A 16,325-nucleotide genomic window follows, 5' to 3' on the forward strand; every position below is an offset into this window, starting at 1 on the left:
GTTCCCGGCGGGTCCGCCCGCCGCGCCCCACCCGGCGAGCGGACGCGCCACCGCGCCGCTCGACCACCATCCGGCAGCAGAGAAGGAAGGCAGGGCACATGAGCGCCGACAGGATCGCCGTGGCGGGGGCGACGGGGCGGCTGGGCCGCCACATCGTCGACGTCCTCACCGAACGGGGGCACGAGGTCGTCCCGATGTCGCGGGCCACCGGGGTGGACGTCATCACCCGCGAAGGCCTGGCCGAGGCCCTGACCGGGGTCCGCACCATCATCGACGCCGCGTCGTGGCACGCCTCCGACGGGGACGCGGCGACGGAGTTCTTCCGCACGGCGACCCGCAACCTGCACGACGCCGGCCGCGAGGCGGGGGTCGCGCGGATCGCCGTCGCGTCCATCATCGGCAACGACCGGGCGGCCACCGGGTTCGGCGCCGCCCAGCAGGTGCACGAGGCGGCCAACCTGGCCGGGCCGCTGCCCGCGCGCATCCTGCGCGCCGCGCAGTTCCACGAGTTCGTCGGCCAGCTCCTGGACTGGCGGCAGGGGGACGTCGCCCATGTCCCGACCTGGCCCAGCCAACTCGTCGCCGCCCGCACCGTCGCGGAGGAGCTGGTCGACCTGGCGACCGACGAGGACGCGCCCGGACAGCCCGCGCCCGGCACGCCCATCCCGGAGATCGCGGGGCCCCGCCGGGAGATCGTCGCGGAGGCGGCCGCGCTGCTCGGCGCCCGCCGGGGCATCACGGTCGTCGGGGTCGACAGCTCGGACCTCCCCGGGTCCGAGGTCGCCGCCGCCGGCGGGCTCCTGCCCAACCCGCACGCCCGCCTGGCCGGGCCCACGTTCGCGGAGTGGCTCGCCACCCAGCTCTGACGGGTCCGTGTCGGGGCACCCTCGCCGGGCCCGGGTCGCCATGGCGATCCGTCGCCATGGCGCCGAGTCGACTCGGCGACCCGGGCCCGGCGGCGGGGCGCGGCGCCGCCGTTCGAGTGGATGAGATGTCAACCATGTCGGTAGGCTGCGGCCATGAACGCGACGCCACGCTGGCTCGATCCGGATGAGAAGGCCGCCTGGGACAGCTTCATCCGCATGCAGGAGACGCTCATCGGACGGCTGTCCCGACTCGTCCAGTCGGACTCCGGGATGTCCGCCGCCGACTACCTCGTGCTCGCCAAGCTCACCGAGGCGGGCGGGCGGATGCGCGTCCTGGAGCTGGCCCGGCTCCTGGAATGGGAGAAGAGCCGGATGTCCCACCAGACCCGGCGGATGACGCAGCGCGGGCTCGTGGCCAGGGAGGAGTGCCCCGATGACGCGCGCGGGGCGTTCGTCGTCGCCACTCCGGCCGGCTACCAGGCGATCGAAGAGGCCGCGCCCATCCACGTCGAGCACGTCCGCCGCCTGTTCGTCGACGCCCTCACCCCGGAGCAGCTCAGCACGTTCGGCCGGCTCTCCCAGCGCGTCTCGGACCACATGGCGGAGCAGCCGGACTGACCGGGCCGCACGGCCGGGCCGCACCTCCGGCCGGCGCGGTGCCGCCGCCGGTCAGCCGTCGGACCGCGCGTGCGGTGCGGGGTTCCGCCTCGGCCGCATCGGCACCTGCGGCAGCTCCGGGGCCGGGATCCTCGCCATCCCCTCGCGGTTCCGTCCCGGGCCGCCGTGCCCCACGTAGCCTTCGACCCGCCCGAACCGCTCGCCGTGGGCCTCCCATTCATCCCGGTACCGCCGGATCTCCTCCGTCGAGCGGCCCAGGAAGTTCCACCACATGACGACCTCCTCGCCGAAGGGGGCGCCGCCCAGCAGCACGAGCCGGGCCGGTTCGCCGCCGCGGTTGGCGATGCGCAGCGTCTCCGACCCCACCCCGGTGTAGCCGACGGCGTCCTTGGGCACGTGCACGCCTTCGAGCGCGACGGACGCGCCCGTGTCGACCAGGAGGCCGTGTTCGAACCCGGGGTCGGTCGCGAGGGCGACCTCGGCGCCGGGGTCGAGCCGGAGTTCGGCCCCCACCAGCGGCGTGTACGTGCCCACCGGCGACCGCGAGCCCAGGAGCGACCCGAGGAAGACCAGCGCGTGCCCACCGGTGAACGCGACGGGTTCGGGCACGTAGTGCTCGAACGCGCGCCCCGCGGTGTGCCGGGCCTCCTCCGGCAGGGCGAGCCAGAGCTGCACCCCGTGGAGCCGGCCGGTGGCCGGGTCGGAGGTCTCGGAGTGGCAGATGCCGGCCCCGGCCGTCATCAGGTTCACCTCCCCGGGGAGGACGTCCGCGCTGGTGCCGCCGGAGTCGATGTGGGCGATGGCCCCCTCGAACAGCCAGCTGACCGTCTGCAGCCCGGTGTGCGGGTGCGGCGCCACGTCCATCCCGCCGGTGGCCGCGACGTCGTCCGGCCCGTAGTGGTCGATGAAGCACCACGCGCCGATCAGCGACCGCTGCCGCTGCGGCAGTGTGCGGCGCACGTTCATCGCGCGCGGCCCGCCCAGCGGGACGGCACGGGGGCCGATGATCTCGACCGGGGCCCCGCCCGCGCGTTCCGCCCGCGGCCCGGGTAGGCCGCCATCGGTGCACACGTGGGGGGCGGGGCGCGCCTCCGGGTTGGTCATCGCGGTGTCCCTTCTGCCTCGCGCCGCCGCGCGGCGGCCGTCCGCCCCGGCCCGTCCTCGGCCGGGAGGGGAGCTGTCGATGGATGATAGATGATGCGTCAACTCTGGCGTGCAGGCGCACCCGCACGCTCGGCCCCGGCCTTCCGCGCACTGGTTGACACATCACATATCTCCCCTAGTGTTGGTGACACATCATCTACTCGGTCGGGCCGGTGCGCCGGCGTGGACGCGCACGGACGTGTCGCCGACGCCGGGATCGGTGGTGTCCCGCCCGCGTTCCCAGCACACGAACACCTGGAGGGATCAATGAGCACCGCAGCGAAGTCCGGACTCGGGGCACTGCTGACGCCCGAGGAGAGCGTGGTCGTCCTGATCGACCACCAGCCGTTCCAGTTCGCCAACCTGAACAGCCACGAGCCGTCGATGGTCGTCAACAACGTCGTCGGCCTCGCCGAGAGCGCCAAGGTGTTCGGCGTCCCGACCATCCTGACCACCGTTCTGGAGGACCGCGGCGGCCACCTCATCCAGGCGCTGCGGGACGTGTTCCCGGAGCAGCGGCCGATCGACCGCACGTTCATCAACACCTGGGAGGACCGGAGCGTCGTCGACGCCGTCAAGGCGACCGGCCGCAGGAAGCTGGTCATCGCCGGCCTCTGGACGGAGGTGTGCGTGGCCATGCCGGCGATCCAGGCGGCGGGGGAGGGCTTCGACGTGTTCGTCGTCACCGACGCGTCGGGCGGCGTCTCGGCGGAGGCCCACGACATGGCCGTGCGGCGCATGGTCGGGGCCGGCGTCGTGCCGATCACCTGGCTGGCGGTGGCGAGCGAGTGGCAGCGCGACTGGGCCCGCGAAGAGACCGTGCCGGGCATCGCCGAGATGCTGGCGCGGCGCGGCGGCGCCTCCGGCGTCGCCTACGCCTGGGAGGCGCAGCTGCTGGGCGGCCGCGCCGGGGGAGGTGCCTGACATGGCGGTCCACGTGAGCGACGCGCCCGAGGCCAGGCGCTACGAGGCCCGGGTCGACGGGGAGTCCGCCGTCGCGGGCGTCGCGGAGTACATCCGCACGGCGGAACTCATCGCGTTCGTCCACACCGAGGTCGCACCGGAGTACGAGGGCCGGGGGGTCGGGTCCGCGCTGGCCCGCACCGCCCTCGACCAGGCACGGGCCGCGGACCTGCGGGTGCTGGCGACCTGCCCCTACTTCGCGGGCTGGATCGCCCGCCACCCCGAGTACCAGGACCTGCTGTACCGGTCGCGCAGCAGCGTCACCGACTGAGCGGTCGGCCGCACACGAGGGTGCGGGAGGCCGTACCCTCCGGCACGGCCGGCGCCACCGGCATCGAAGGCCCCCGCCGGGTTTCCCGGCGGGGGCCTTCGCGCGCGTTTGCCATTCTCTGTGGATTTGTTCCTACCCGCCGGACCACCGCATCGATTTCCCGGCCGGTCTCATACCTTCGCAAACATGGGACAAGAACGCTTGACGGGCACACGACCAAGGAGAATCGTGTCCTCCAAGACCTAGGAAAAGTCCGCGATCTCAATAGTTCAGAAGGAGCGAATAATGGTACGGCAATGCAGTTCGGCGCACTGCGGTGCCGTCGACGCGGAGATCAACGAAATCTGCATCGGAGAAGGCTGGGCCATCAACCATCCCGTGCTGACGCGCGACGAGAACGGCCCGTGCAATTGCTCCTGCTCGTGCCTCGCCTTCGGGACGATGGTGCAGGTGGGCGACGGCTCGTTCAAGGCCATCGAGACGTTCGTCGTCGGCGACCGGGTGCTGGCGGCCGGAACCGACCTCGACTGGAGTGCCGAGCCCGTCGTGTACAGCGGCGGCACCACCGGCGCCTCCCGGCAGAAGTACACCGTGCTGGTCCTGTACTCGAACACCGCCGTGGCCGTGACCAGCGACCACCTGTTCCTGGTGGCATCCGGCGGGGAGCGCGCGCTCAAGCAGGCCGACCGCCTGACGGTCGAGGACTCCCTGATCTCACCCGAAGGCCACCCGGTCCAGGTCAGGGGCGTGCACATCGGCGACTACCTCGCCGGCTTCCACCATGTGGCGGCCCGGACCAAGTTCCCCGGGCCCGGCGACCTCGACGGCCACCTGCTCAACACCAACGGGGTGATCAGCGCCGACTACGCGGTGCAGATCCTGAACCGTTCGGGTGAGGCCGCGGGGTTCACCTCGTCGGCGTTCGCCGAGGCCCCCTTGGTGGGCTCGGCCGAGTACGTCAGCAGGTATGGCGATTCCTGTCTGAAGACCCCGGAGCTCCCGTCGGGGTTCGACGAGGACGCGCCCATTCGGACGGCGTCCTTCGACGCACCCGACGTCGCGCTCTCCGGCAACACCTTCATCCCGGCGGAAGCCGTCTCCATCACGGTGCCCGAGGGTGCGTGCAGCTTCATCCCGCCCGATCTGGCGGAGGAGAAGAGGTCGGCGCCCAAGCGCGCCTTCAACGACCCCCAGGCCCGCGAGTGGGTCGAGGCGCTGATCCGCTTCCACCGGCAGTTCTACCCGGACGTCAACTACATCTTCGACTGGACGAACGACGACGTCAACGCCTACGCGTGGGTCGAGAACGGCGTCCGGCAGGTGGCCATGATGGGCGGCCTCGTCAGGGACCAGGACCTGGAGTTGGAAGGGCTGGCGCTCGTGCTGGCGCACGAACTCGCGCACCATTACGGCGGCTCGCCCACCGGTACCAGCGGGCTGTCCTGCGAGGGACAGGCGGACTACTTCGGCGTCCGCAACGTCATGCGCAAGGTCTGGTTCGGCGAGTCCTACATCACCACCACGGACGCCGGGATCGCGCAGATGGCCGCGTTCTTCGGCGTGCCCGCCGACTCGACCGATCCCGGCGGGAGTGCCGGGTGCGCCCACCCGGCCGGGCGGTGCCGCATCGTCACCTACCGCGCCGCCGTCTCGCTCACCGGCAAACCCGGATGCGCGAGCTGAGGAGCGGGCCGTCATGGCGCTACGAACGTGCAGTTCGGCGCATTGCGGCGGCATCGACCAGGAGATCCGGGACGTCTGCCTGGAGATGGGCTGGGGCGGCCGTGATCCCATCCTGACCCGCGATGAGCACGGCTTCTGCGCCTGCTACTGCTCCTGCCTGGCCTTCGGCACGATGGTGCAGACCTGGTGGCGTCGGGCGGGGAGCGCACGCTCAAGCAGGTAGACCGCCTCAGTGTCGAGGATTTCTTGATCTCGCCGCAGGGGCGACCGGTCCAGGTCGACGGCGTGCACATCGGCGACTACCTCGCCGGCTTCCACCACGTGGTCGCCAAGGCCAAGAGGCCCGAACCGGACGATGGACCTGGACGCCGACGGCGCCGTATTCGTCCCCGCGGAGGCCATCGCCGTAACGGTCCCCGAAGACGCCTGCAGCTGATCGAACGGAATGCACCGACGGACATGAACAGGGAAATCATCGCCCACGAGTTGGGGATCCCCGAACGCGACGTCACCGACGCACTGCTTCGCGGCATCGCCGAGGACCCCCTTTTCCTTCATCACCTGATGGTCTGCAAAGATGACCCGGAAATGCTGGCGCTCCTTCTCGGGAAGAACGACGCCGAATTCGAGGCGGACCGGGTGAGAAGCGACCGCGAACTGCTGGCCGGCGCCGGTACTGCTATGGCCCGGTGGGCGGCCGGCGGGTTCACGCGGGTCGACGATGAGAACTATAAGGAAAGGCTCGCGACCTGCAGCTCCTGCGAGCACCTCACCGAGCCTCCGAAGAGATTTGTGTACTCTGTGCTCAAGGCGACCGGAAAGAAGACCGTGTGCGGGCTGTGCGGCTGCGACGTCCGCCGCAAAGCGAGGCTCGCCACCGAGCACTGCCCCGACGGCAGATGGCGGACTCCCTATGACAGGTCAGAAGACGATTGACCAGCCGGTCACCATCGTGGACAACGGGATTCGCAGTTTCATCCCGCCCACGTTCTGCTTCGAGCTGTTCACCGACACGGGTGAGCGCGTCGCGGTGGTCTCCCGACTGGAGGCCGCCGGCAGCGGCCTGCGCGACTTCGACGTGCTGGAGGCCCTGCGGGGCAGGTCGCTGAGGGCAATCGGCCTCGTGGAACCCTACGACGCGGGGCCGGAGGCCCGCCGCGAGGGACTGCGGTTCGTCGTGCGGGGTACGGTCGACGGCCGCGGCACCGAGGCCGACCCGTCGGGGCTGTGAACCGCACCCGGGGTCGGCGCGCGCCCCGGGTGCGACGGGGTCCGATCGCGGCCGGACTCCGGTCGCCACGACGGCAGGTCCCCATGGCGCCGAGTCGACTCGGCGCCACCTCTTCGCGTCAGCGGCCGGCCGCCTCCAGGCAGGCGATGTAGGCGTTCATGGAGTGGTCGGTGATCCCGTCGGCGTCGGGGCGGAACGCGGCCGCGTCGAGGGCGTGGCCCTTGGCGCTGTCCGCGAGCCCGCCCAGCAGGCCCGGCTTCCTGGCGCGCAGGCGGCCGCCGGCGTCGAAGTAGCGCTCCTCGGCGACGTGCGCGTACAGCGGCTCCGGCGGCACCTGCACGACGACGTCGTCGTTGTTGACGAAGCGGTGCGTCCGGCCCTTGAGCGCCCGGTCGTAGGCGTCCGCCAGCTCGGGGTCGCAGGTGCGCGGCTGGCCGAACGTGTACGCGCCCTCGGGCGTCAGGGACGACTCGTCGAAGTGCACCCGCGCGGCGGCGAGCATCGCCAGCGCGCCGCCCAGCCTGTGGTCGGTGAACCACAGCGACCGGTCGTCGGTGTGGAACTCCCCGATGGCCTCGCGCAGCTGCGGATAGACGGCCTCCAACGCGGTGCTGAAACCCCAGTGCACCCGGCCCCGGCGGGACAGGTGGTCGATACCCCCACTCGGCGGCCTGGGCGCGCGGTCCCGGCGTCGGCGTACGCGAGCTTCGCCGCGTGTGCCAGGCACAGGGCGTGCGGCAGCCGGTATCCGGTGGCGGTGTGATCGAAGGCGACCGTGGTCATCGTCTGCTCCTTGCAATCGAGGCGGACGGGCCGCCCCGAGCCGCGCGGCCGCGTCCCCCGAGCGGCCCGTGTTCACCCGGCGACACCTCCACCCGGCCCGACCCCCCGAAGCACCCGCAAGCACACAGGGCACCCGTATCACCACCGAAAGTGATACCACGACTCCCCACCCCACCGCCCAAGCCCACCACGCGCCCTCCGTTCGCGACGGGGGAGGCGCCACGGGCCGGGCGGTGCGCGCCCACCGGCCCGGGGGGCGCCGGACCCGGGTGGGGGCCGGGTCCGGCGGGGGGTCAGTCGGCGAAGAGGGTCTCGCCGACGAAGCCGCCCTCGGCGCAGCCGGGCGGGATCGCGAACACCGCCGAACCGATGGGGCTCACCCACTCGTTGAGCAGGTCGAGTTCGTCCAGGCGGCGCTGGATCGGCACGAACTGGCGGTCGGCGTCGGCCTGGTAGGACACGAAGACCAGGCCCGCGTCCTGCCCGTCGGCGCCGGTGACCGGGAGGTCGTAGTTGTAGGCGCGGCGGAAGAAGCGCTCGTCCGGGTCCTCGGAGCGGGCGCGGCGGATGTGGGCGTACTCGGCGATCCGGGGGAAGCCCAGCGGGGTGAGCGCCCCGAAGTCCGGTTCGTCGTGCTCGCCGCCGCCGGTCAGCGGGGCGCCGTCGGCCAGCCGGCGGCCGACCGCCTCCTCGCGTCCGGGCCGGTCGAGGCGGTCCCACGCGTCGAGGTCCATCGCGATCCGGCGGACCACCACGCCCGTCCCGCCGCGCAGCCAGGCCGGGTGGCCGTCCGAGCCCCACACCAGCCGCTCGAAGTCGTCCGTCCCGGGGGCGAGGTTGACGGTGCCGTCGACCTGCCCCATGAGGTTGCGCATGGTGGTGCCCGCCGCCTCGGACCCGTAGGCGCGGCGGAATCCGTCCTGCACCCAGCGGACGCCCCCGAACGCCCGCACGTCCTTGGCCAGCATCCGCGCCGCGTGGGCGACCGTCAGCGGGTCGTCCGCGCAAATCTGCAGCAGGAGGTCGCCCCCGCTCCACTCGTCGCGCAGCCGGTCGGTGGCGAACTCCGGCAGGGGGCGCAGCCACGTCGGCACCGCCTCCGGGGCGACCCGCTCGACCAGGCCGGAGCCGAAGCCGAAGGTGACGGTCAACCGCGCGGGGACCACGGCGAGTTCGGGCTCGGAGTCGGCGAGGGCGGCCCGCCCCTGGGTCAGTTTGGCGGCGTCGTCGCTGAGCAGTGTGAGCAGCCGGCGCACCTGTCCGGCGCCGGCGTCCTCGGCGAGGTCGACGGCCACGAACTTCGCGTGCGCCTGCGGCGGCGTCTCGACACCGGCCTGGCGGACGCCGTGGAAGGGCACGGTCTCCGCCCCGTTCAACCGCGCGTCCCCACCGGGGTCGGCCGACCCGGTGGGGCGCCCGTTGAGCAGGGCGTCGGCGCCCACCAGCACCGCCGCTCCCGCGCCGGCGGCGGCACCGCCGAGCAGGAGCCGGCGCCGGGTCAGCGCCCGTTCCGGTTCCGGGGGAGCGGTGGGCGCGTCGGGCGCCATCAGTGCCCCTCCTCGCCGTGGTCCGCGCTGTGGCCCGCGCCCTCGTCGTAGTTCTCGTTGGCGCCCTCGAAGTCCTTGACCGGGGCGGTGAACTCCGTGGTGGAGCCGTCGGCGAACTCCAGCTCGACGGTGGCCTCGGCGCCGGGCTCCAGGTCCTGGCCGAGGTCCATCAGCATGATGTGGTCGGCGCCGGGCTCCAGGGCGTGGGTGCCCTGCGCGGGGATGGTGAACCCGCCGTCCTTCTCCCGCATGACGCTGTTGCCGTCGTCGCCGGTGACGACCTCGTGCAGTTCCACCATGCCCGCCACCGATGACGTGGCGGCGACCACGGTGACGTCCTGGTCGCCGTCGTTGCCCAGGGCGCCGAAGACGCCCGTCATGCCCTCGTCCTCGGTCACGGCCTTGATCCAGGCGTCCTCGATGGTGAAGGAGTCGGCCTGCGCGGCGTCGGCGGCGGCCGCCTCGGCCCCGCCGTCCTGCTCGGGGGCCTCCGGGCCGGCGCACCCGGTGACGGCCAGGCACGCGGCGAAGGCGAGGGAGACCGCCGCGGTGGAGGTGTGCTTCAGGTCGGCCATGGTTCGCTTCCTCGGGGGTGTCGGGGGGCTCGGGGTATCGGGGGTCTCGGGAGAGGGGCGCCGCGCTCGTCGGCGGGGGGCCGGGTCACGCCGGCGGCCGGGCGCGGGCGCGCCGCCGGGCGGCCGCGGAGCCGACCAGGTACAGCAGGAGGCCGACCGCCGCTCCGGCGGCCGCCAGGAGCAGCGTGCGGCCGCCGCCCGCGCCCTCGGCCGGGGCCGGGGCGTCCGATGCGGCGGCGGGCGCGGCGGACGGCGTCGCCGTCGCGCCGTCGTCCTCCCCGGTCGCCGGTTCGAGGGCCGGGGGAGCGGCCGAGGGGTCGCCGACGGTGAACGTGAAGGCGCCGCTGATGGGGTGCCCGTCGCTGGAGACCACCCGCCAGCGGACCGCGTACCCGCCATCGGGGAGGTCGGGGGCGAGCGCCTGGGTCACATCGGGGCCGTCGACGGCCGCATCGCCCTCGGCGACCGGCCGGGAGTCGCCGTCCAGAACGGTGACCGCCGCGCCGATGTCCATGACCTCGCCGCTGAAGGTCAGCACGACGTCGGGCGGTGCCGCGTCGAGGTCGGCGCCGTCCTCGGGCGTCGACGCCAGCAGCCGGTCGTGCGCCAGCGCCGGCGCCCCGGCCGCGGACACGCCGACCACGGCGGCCGCGAACACCGCCACGGCCCGCCCGCCGAGCCGGGCGCACACCCGGAGGACACCCGTCGTCCGCCCACCACCGCCACCGCCTGCCCGCACGGCCCCTCCTCCACCCGCCGGCCGCCCCGGACGCCGGCGCGGCTACAGGAGGAGTCGTCCGTACCGCCGGTGGAGTTCCCGCCGAATCCGCGCCCGGCGACGCACGACCCGGCATCGGCGCCCGAGGGGCGTCACCGGTGCCCGGGCGGCCCGCTCCGGACGCCGGGCGGCGGCGCGTCCACCCGCCGCCGCTCCCGGGTGCGGAACCGGTACCGGTGATCCGAGCCCGTCCGGGTGAAGCACAGAGCGGTCGCGGGTGTGAACCGTGCCGACCACACCGGCCCGCCCCCGGCGGCGAAGCGCGGCACGACCCGATGACCGATGAGTGCTTCGGACAGCAGGTCGCGCCACACCGGGACGTGCCTCATCCGTTCACCGCGCCACCGCTGTCGGAGGTGCGTGCCGCCGGCGCCCACGGGGCGGGCTCGCCGGACCGAGGGGGCGACCCGCCCTCGGCCGGCACGGCCGTACGCCGGTGACCGGGGAGACGTGTCGACATGGCGGCGAGACGACGAGGCGACGAGGCGACGAGGCGACCTTCACCGTCCACGTCACCGCCCCCGCCGCGCGGCTACCTCCCTCCGGGGACGACCAGGCCGGTCTCGTACGCCGCGATCACCGCCTGCGCCCGATCACGCAGGCCGAGCTTGGTGAGCACGTTGCTGACGTGCGTCTTCACGGTGTGCGTGCTGACCACCATGGCGGCGGCGATCTCCGGGTTGGACATGCCCTCCGCGAGCATGCGCAGCGTCTCCCGTTCGCGGCCGGTCAACGGGGCCAACCGCTCCGCGGGCAGCGGGCGGGTCGCGCCGCCCGCGGCGAACCGCTCCACCAGCCGCCGGGTCACCGACGGGGCGAGCAGCGACTCCCCCTGCGCCACCACCCGCACGGCGTGCACGAGGTCGTCGCGCCGCACGTCCTTGAGCAGGAAACCGCCGGCACCGGCCCGCAGCGCGTCGAACACGTGGTCGTCCTGGTCGAAGGTGGTCAGCATGACGACCCGGGACCCGGTCTCGGCGCCGATGATCCGGGCGGCCTCGATGCCGTCCATGCCCGGCATCCGGATGTCGAGCAGCGCGACGTCGGGGCGGTGGTCCCGCACCGCGGCGACGGCCTGGAAGCCGTCACCCGCCTCGGCCACCACCTCGATGTCGGCCTGGGCGTCCAGGATCATCGCGAAACCGGCGCGCACCAGTTCCTGGTCGTCGGCGACCACGACCCGGATCACAGCGGCAACCGCGCGCGGACCGTGAAGCCCGAAGGGCCCGGGCCGGCCGATGCGGTGCCGCCGCACGCGGCGGCGCGCTCCCGGATGCCGGTCAGGCCGTTGCCACCGGACGGCAGCCCCGCCCCGGCGCCCCGGCCGTCGTCGCGGACCTCGATCGCCAACTCCTGCTCCCGCCAGCTCAGCCGCACGTCGGCGCGGGACGCGCCGGCGTGCTTGACGACGTTCGTGAGCGCCTCCTGGACGATCCGGTAGACGGCCACGCCCGAGGCGGGCGGCAGCGGCCGGGGGTCGCCGACCACCTCGTAGCCCACCTCCACCCCGGCCCCCGACGCCTGCCGCACCAGGGCGGGAAGGTCATCGACGGACACCCGCGCGGCGTCCGGCCCCCGATCCTCCCGGAGTACCACCAGCATGCCGCGGAGCTGGTCCATCGCGTCCCGACCGGCGGCGGCGATCGCGTCGAACGTGGCGGCGGCCCGCGCCGGGTCGGCGCGCACCACCACCGGTCCGGCCTCCGCCTGCACCACCATGAGGCTCACCGCGTGCGCCAGGATGTCGTGCATCTCGCGCGCGATCCTCGCACGTTCCCGCTCGGCGGCCCGTTCGGCCTCCAGCACCCGTTCGCGCTCCAGCCGTGCGGCGCGCTCCTCCAGCACCGCGGTGTGCGCCCTGCTGCCCGCCGCCGCCCGCCCCAAGGCGTACGCGGTGACGGAGACGACGGCCCCCCGGAACGCGGTGTCCGACGAGCCGACCGTCACCAGCCCACCGAAGAGGACGACGGCGAGCGCGGCCCACCGCACCCGCCGCGGGGACCGGGCGGCCACCGTGTAGAGGGCGATGAGCGGCCCGTACCAGAGCGGCTGGGGGGCGACGACGTCCACCAGGTCGTACGAAGCGCTGAGGGCGGAGCCGGCCAGCAGCGCGGGGAGCGCGGCTCTGCGCCGCACCAGCAGCGGCAGCGCCGAACCGGCGGCGACGACGTACCCCCACCAGTGCCACGGGCCGTCCCGGGACAGCAGCGGCCAGAGCTGGGCCACCGCGACGCAGGCCGTCAGCGCGACGTCGGACCACGGCGAACGTACCCATCGACCCCACCACACGGAGCGCCATGCTGTCATGCGTACGCGCGCCCGCGCCGGGCGAGGGGGGCCAGCGCGAGCAGGATCAGCAGGCCGGCGACCGGCAGCAGGTCGAGACCGACCACCACGGCCCCGATGCCCAGCGCCAGGACCACCGGCGCCCACACCGCGACGGCCCGCACCACCGCGAGCTGGACGACCAGCGCGAGCAGCGCGACGTAGAACAGCGTCGGCCCGACCCCGTAGACGGCGGGCTCGACACCGGGCACGGCCTGCACGGCGTCGAACATCCGCCCCATCGCGGCCTTGTCGTCGGCCACCAGCCCCACCACGATGTCGATGCCGATCTGGGCGATCGAGCAGACCAGCCCGGCCGCGCCGACGACGGCGGCGGCCGTGGCCACCACCCCGCCGCCGGCCAGCCGGCGCGCGGTGAGCAGCACGGACCCGAAGAGGAACAGGGCGACGAGGAAGGCGGCATGCCCGACGGTCCAGAGCAGGCCGGGGCCGTGCTGACCGTCCACCCCGTCCAGGAGCCGGACCAGGCCGTAGACGATCACGAGAGCGGGAGCGAGAACGGGGACGACCGATGTTTTCCACATGTGTCGATCGTCGGCCGCCCGCACCCCCGGCACATCGCCGACGTCGGCGATCTCCTTTCTCCCCCGCACGGCCCAGAGGAGGGGGACCGCCGCCGACCGCGTCCCGTGTCATCCCACCCGTGCCCCCGTGCCCGCGTCCCGGACCCCGACACGGACGCGGCCCCGCCGCAAGGGCCCACCCCGCTCGAACGGTCCCGAGCGCGCGGATCGAAGGACGGGGATCGAAGGGGAGAGATCGAAGGGTGACGAGCGAAGAGCACGGATCACAAGGCGGGGAGCGAAGGGCGGGGAGCGGAGCGGCCGCCACGGCACATGCGCCAGTGGCGACGGCGGTGGGTCGGTGCTCCCGGACCCGTGCCCGTGCGGGGCCGGCCCCGCACGGAGGAACCGCCTCCCCCCATCGGGCCGGAGCGGTCGGCTTCTAGGATGTGCGGGGTCGTCCTAGGGGAACGGGGAGGCACGGTGCCGCCAAAAGGCGTGGTGTCGCTGATCAAGGCCGTGGAGGGTGCCCGGCACGAGCCGGGGCGGATCCGGGAGCTGCTGGCGGCGGAGCCCGCGCAGCGGGCGCTCGCGGTGCTCGACGGCGACGAACGCCGTCGCGGCGCGGTCTTCTCCACGCTGTCGACCATCATGGTCGAGGCCGTCTACCTGCGCGCCATGGTCGACACGGTGGCCCGCATGGGCGAGCGCGACGAAGGGCGCCTCCCCCGGACCGACCCGCTCCGCACGGCCGACTGCACCGACATCTACGCCAAGAAGGTGCACCCCCACGTCGCGCAGGGTGAAGGCTTCCCGGTCTACCCCCTGCGGTCGGACCAGGAGCGCTTCCTGCGGTCCGTCAACGGCGTCTTCGACGCCGCCTACCGGGACGTCTTCCTCGACTGGGGCGGACGGGGCATCACCGTCGCCGACCCCCGGCACCCCTACCATCCCCTGCTGGTGGAGATGGAGCGCTACCGCACCCCCGGCGGGGAGCGGCTGGTACGGGAGACCCTCGTCTCGATGACGCGCCAGCAGTCCTACAACCTCCTCTTCGGCGTGGAGCAGTTGATGGGCCCGTGGGGACGCATGACGGCGCGCGAGATCCGCGAGATCCCGGGCGCGAGGCAGGCCCGCGGCGCGAGCGACCTCGCCGTGGCGGTCCTGTACAACCTCCGGGAGATCCGGACCGCGGCCACCCTGCGCGGCCTGGGCGGGATGTCGGTGATGGGCGCCCTCAACGGTGTGCCCGGCCGCGCCGCCGGGGTCCACCACTACCTGCTGGAGCGGCACGGCGAGGCGGGCCTGGCCGAGTACCTGCGGATCTGGCGGGAGGACCAGGAGCGTCCGTTCCGCTCCGGGTTCTTCTCCGCGATCGCCTCCTGGCAGCGGGGACTTCCCGTCGTCGAGTTGACCCTGCTGCCCCGGGGGTCGCGACCGGCGCCGTCGGCGCCGCCCGGGGGGCCGCGATCGGCCGGGGACGCCGACCGGTGGCGGTACGACAGCCAGCGCTCCGGCCCCTGCCCCGCCCGCGCCTCCGAGCGGATCCCGCTTCCCCTCGCGGACACGGTCCGGCCGGCGTGGGCCCGGCTCCAGGACCTCGTCGGCAGAGCCGGTATCACCGGGAGGGGGCTGACCACCTCCGCCGAGAGCCTGTCCATCCTGGAGCAGGCGACCTGGACCCTGGTCCACCACCTGCCGAGCCTGGTGGAGGGCCGCACCACCGGCACCGGCCTCAGCCTCGCCGACGAACGCGTCACCTTCGTCTCCCTCGGCGAATCCGCCGCCCGGGCCGACCGGAGCCGGCGGTCCACCGACACCCTCCCCCGCCGCCCCGCCCCCCGCTCCGCCCGCCCGGACACCCCACCCACCCGCGTCGACCTCCGCAAACGCCCCCGCCCAGCGCCCCGGTAGCCGCCGCACGCATGGCGCGCGGAGCACGAGAAAAGGCCCCCCGGAGGGAGCGCCCCCGGCCCCGCCCGGCGCGGACGCGCGCCTCAGGAACGCGGTGTGCTGCGGCACACCCGATACGTCCGCAACCCGGGGCGGATGCAGCTTCCCTCGCCGACGTCACCGACGTCGCCGGCGGAGAGGGGCGTCGTGCGCCATTGCGCCCGCCACTGGATCCGGCGCTAGGGCACCGCCGGCCGGCCGCTCCACCGCACACCGCCGCGGTACTCGGCCGGTCGCCGCCAGGCGACCGGCGAGCGGCCGGGCCCGGTGGTCAGGTACGGGGTCCGAGGAACAGTCCGCCGCTCGCGTCGACCACCTGGCCGGTGATCCAGCGCGCGCCGTCGGAGGCGAGGAACGCGACGACGTCGGCCACGTCGTCGGCCCCGCCCAGGCGGCCGAGCGCCGTCGTCGCGGCGATGTGCTCGGCCAGGCCCGGGACGTCGAAGACCGCCCCGTTGGCCGCCGTCCGGGTGGCGCCGGGGGCCACCGCGTTCACCGTGATCCCGCGCGCCCCCAACTCGTTGGCCAAGGTCATGCTCATCGTCTCGACCGCGCCCTTCGTCATGGCGAAGGAGGTCTGGGCGGGGTTGGCCATCCGGGTCGCGACGGAGGAGACGGTGACGATGCGGCCGCCGTCGCGCAGCAGCGGCAGCGCCCGCTCGATGATGAAGTACGGCGCCCGCACGTTCACCGCGAACAGGTGGTCGAACTGCGCCCGCGTCGTGGTCCCCATCGGCCCGGCGGGCGCGGCCGCCGCGTTGTTGACGAGGATGTCGAGCGGCCGCCCGGCCAATCCCGCCTCGACCCCCGCGAAGAGCGTGTCGACGTCGCCGTCCACGCCCAGCTCCGCCCCGACGGCGAACGCGGTGCCGCCGGCGCCCTCGATCCGGTCGACCGTCTCGTGCGCCCCGTCGGCGTCGCGGCCGTAGTGCACGGCGACCACCGCGCCCTCCGCCGCCAGCCGGGTGGCGACCGCCTGCCCGATGCCGCGCGACGCCCCGGTCACCAGCGCCGTCCTGCCGCTCAGACCACTCACATCGATCACCTGTCTCTGTTAGTCACTAC

Annotated in this window: 17 protein-coding genes; 8 read left to right on the forward strand and 9 right to left on the reverse strand. The window is 73.9% G+C overall.

All coding sequences use genetic code 11. The annotated features are described in order from the left end of the window. Positions 1 to 98: 98 nt before the first annotated feature. Positions 99 to 866 carry an SDR family oxidoreductase gene (locus NT8_RS12305; RefSeq protein ID WP_067967981.1) on the forward strand — a complete coding sequence of 256 codons (768 nt, stop codon included), beginning with the start codon at positions 99 to 101 and terminating at the stop codon, positions 864 to 866. Between the two features lie 153 nt (positions 867 to 1,019). Continuing rightward, the gene (locus NT8_RS12310) at positions 1,020 to 1,484 is read left to right on the forward strand and encodes a MarR family winged helix-turn-helix transcriptional regulator (protein ID WP_067967984.1); all 465 of its coding nucleotides are present in this window, start codon (positions 1,020 to 1,022) and stop codon (positions 1,482 to 1,484) included. Positions 1,485 to 1,535: 51 nt separating this feature from the next. Here the strand turns inward: NT8_RS12310 and NT8_RS12315 are convergent, their stop codons facing one another. Continuing rightward, positions 1,536 to 2,588, reverse strand: a complete 1,053-nt coding sequence (locus NT8_RS12315) for a pirin family protein (RefSeq protein ID WP_067967985.1) — start codon at positions 2,586 to 2,588, stop codon at positions 1,536 to 1,538. Between the two features lie 306 nt (positions 2,589 to 2,894). Here NT8_RS12315 and NT8_RS12320 point away from each other — a divergent pair, with 306 nt between their 5' ends. From NT8_RS12320 to NT8_RS12345, 5 genes are all read left to right on the forward strand, one after another. Then, positions 2,895 to 3,551, forward strand: coding sequence for a hydrolase (locus NT8_RS12320; protein ID WP_067967989.1), 657 nt, complete (start codon positions 2,895 to 2,897; stop codon positions 3,549 to 3,551). Between the two features lies 1 nt (position 3,552). Then, the gene (locus NT8_RS12325) at positions 3,553 to 3,861 is read left to right on the forward strand and encodes a GNAT family N-acetyltransferase (RefSeq protein ID WP_067967992.1); all 309 of its coding nucleotides are present in this window, start codon (positions 3,553 to 3,555) and stop codon (positions 3,859 to 3,861) included. A 285-nt stretch (positions 3,862 to 4,146) separates the two neighbouring features. Further along, the gene (locus NT8_RS12330; protein WP_157515725.1) at positions 4,147 to 5,544 is read left to right on the forward strand and encodes a M48 family metalloprotease; all 1,398 of its coding nucleotides are present in this window, start codon (positions 4,147 to 4,149) and stop codon (positions 5,542 to 5,544) included. Positions 5,545 to 6,003: 459 nt separating this feature from the next. Continuing rightward, on the forward strand, positions 6,004 to 6,480 hold the full coding sequence (locus NT8_RS12340) for a hypothetical protein (protein WP_067968000.1): 477 nt from the start codon (positions 6,004 to 6,006) through the stop codon (positions 6,478 to 6,480). Next, positions 6,458 to 6,775 (forward strand): hypothetical protein, encoded by a 318-nt coding sequence (locus NT8_RS12345; RefSeq protein WP_157515727.1) that lies wholly within the window; start codon positions 6,458 to 6,460, stop codon positions 6,773 to 6,775. The genes NT8_RS12340 and NT8_RS12345 overlap by 23 nt, the downstream gene beginning before the upstream one ends. Positions 6,776 to 6,893: 118 nt before the next feature. Here NT8_RS12345 and NT8_RS12350 read toward each other — a convergent pair whose 3' ends face one another. The 7 genes from NT8_RS12350 to NT8_RS12385 form a co-directional block, all read right to left on the reverse strand. Then, the gene (locus tag NT8_RS12350) at positions 6,894 to 7,379 is read right to left on the reverse strand and encodes a lipase family protein (protein ID WP_245646144.1); all 486 of its coding nucleotides are present in this window, start codon (positions 7,377 to 7,379) and stop codon (positions 6,894 to 6,896) included. 472 nt (positions 7,380 to 7,851) lie between these two features. After that, the gene (locus NT8_RS12355) at positions 7,852 to 9,105 is read right to left on the reverse strand and encodes a Dyp-type peroxidase (RefSeq protein ID WP_067968008.1); all 1,254 of its coding nucleotides are present in this window, start codon (positions 9,103 to 9,105) and stop codon (positions 7,852 to 7,854) included. After that, positions 9,105 to 9,680, reverse strand: coding sequence for a copper chaperone PCu(A)C (locus NT8_RS12360; protein ID WP_067968012.1), 576 nt, complete (start codon positions 9,678 to 9,680; stop codon positions 9,105 to 9,107). The genes NT8_RS12355 and NT8_RS12360 overlap by 1 nt, the downstream gene beginning before the upstream one ends. A gap of 85 nt (positions 9,681 to 9,765) precedes the next feature. Beyond that, positions 9,766 to 10,419, reverse strand: a complete 654-nt coding sequence (locus tag NT8_RS12365; protein ID WP_245646145.1) for a copper resistance CopC family protein — start codon at positions 10,417 to 10,419, stop codon at positions 9,766 to 9,768. A gap of 571 nt (positions 10,420 to 10,990) precedes the next feature. Further along, positions 10,991 to 11,647 carry a response regulator gene (locus tag NT8_RS12375; RefSeq protein ID WP_084468872.1) on the reverse strand — a complete coding sequence of 219 codons (657 nt, stop codon included), beginning with the start codon at positions 11,645 to 11,647 and terminating at the stop codon, positions 10,991 to 10,993. Beyond that, positions 11,644 to 12,747, reverse strand: coding sequence for a sensor histidine kinase (locus tag NT8_RS12380; protein ID WP_245646146.1), 1,104 nt, complete (start codon positions 12,745 to 12,747; stop codon positions 11,644 to 11,646). The genes NT8_RS12375 and NT8_RS12380 overlap by 4 nt, the downstream gene beginning before the upstream one ends. A gap of 14 nt (positions 12,748 to 12,761) precedes the next feature. Then, complete coding sequence (locus NT8_RS12385) at positions 12,762 to 13,328, reverse strand: hypothetical protein (protein ID WP_067968020.1); 567 nt, start codon at positions 13,326 to 13,328, stop codon at positions 12,762 to 12,764. Positions 13,329 to 13,790: 462 nt separating this feature from the next. On the opposite strand from NT8_RS12385, the gene NT8_RS12390 reads away from it, so the two are divergent. Beyond that, positions 13,791 to 15,221, forward strand: coding sequence for a hypothetical protein (locus NT8_RS12390; RefSeq protein WP_157515728.1), 1,431 nt, complete (start codon positions 13,791 to 13,793; stop codon positions 15,219 to 15,221). Positions 15,222 to 15,531: 310 nt separating this feature from the next. On the opposite strand, the gene NT8_RS12395 is transcribed toward NT8_RS12390, so the two are convergent. Continuing rightward, positions 15,532 to 16,296: an SDR family oxidoreductase gene (locus NT8_RS12395; protein WP_067968026.1), complete on the reverse strand. Its 765-nt coding sequence runs from the start codon at positions 16,294 to 16,296 to the stop codon at positions 15,532 to 15,534. Between the last annotated feature and the right edge of the window lie 29 nt (positions 16,297 to 16,325).

Source organism: Nocardiopsis trehalosi NBRC 14201 (assembly GCF_001552555.1).
GTDB classification, from domain to species: domain Bacteria; phylum Actinomycetota; class Actinomycetes; order Streptosporangiales; family Streptosporangiaceae; genus Nocardiopsis_B; species Nocardiopsis_B trehalosi.